The 881-nt window shown below is 72.2% G+C and carries 1 protein-coding gene; it reads right to left on the bottom strand.

Features of this window, described 5'->3' with window-relative positions; genetic code table 11:
- Positions 1–881 (bottom strand): polysaccharide biosynthesis/export family protein (locus AC0IWM_RS23680; RefSeq protein WP_471759120.1); only part of this gene is annotated, 881 nt, incomplete at both ends.

Genomic DNA, 881 nt, shown 5'->3' with positions numbered 1-881 from the left:
TACCGCGCGGTTGCGTAGAGGGAGGCGCCTGCGGAGACGGGTGCGGTGATGGTGGAGAAGACGGAGAGGACCTTCTGGACCTCGGTGAAGGGGGCGTTGGAGACGTAGACGAGGTCGCGGTTGCGCATGCGGAAGGCCTGGGTGAGGAACAGGCTGTTGGGGTCGCGCATGTTGATGCGGTAGACCACCGGCACCAGGGGCGTGCCCAGCAGCGGGCTGCCGGGCTTGAGGCGGCGCACCACCGCGGCGGGCTCGAAGCGGAAGATGAAGGTGCCGGAGGGGTCGGCCTGGAAGTCGGACAGGCCGCGCGCCTTGGCCAGGGCCTGGGCGAGCGTGATGCCCTCGGCCTGGAACGGGATCTCGGTGGAGTTGCCCAGCGCGCCCACCGCCAGGAAGGTCTGGGGATCGCGCACCAGGGTCAGGGTGTCGCCCGGGCGCAGGAAGATGTTCTCGGCCGGGTTCGACACCACCGTGGTCAGCGGCACCGTGGCGGTCTGCGGGCCGCGCGAGAGGCGCACGAAGGTCTCGTTGACCGGCGCGCGCACGCCGCCGGCGGTGGCCACCACGTCGAGCAGGCGGTCGCCCTTGCCCGAGAGCGGCACGCGCCCGCCGCCCGTGGCCTCGCCCGTGACGGTCACGGTCTGGGAAATGGCCTTGGTGACCGAGACCAGCACCTGGGGCTGGATCGCCTTGCCGGCGAGTTCGGTCTCGATCAGCGCCTGCACGTCCTGGGGCCGGCGTCCGGCCACCTGGATGCGCCCGGCATAGGGCACGCTGATGGCCCCGTCGCGGGGCACCACCTGCTCGGGGATGAGGGCGGACTTGGAGCCGGCCGAGAAGCGGTCGGCCACCAGCGGCCCGGAGAACAGGCCGCCCGAGCC

It is taken from the genome of Methylobacterium sp. AC433 (assembly GCF_979253015.1).
Note: the sequence above shows the minus strand (reverse complement) of the source record. Positions and strands in the feature narration are given on the sequence as shown.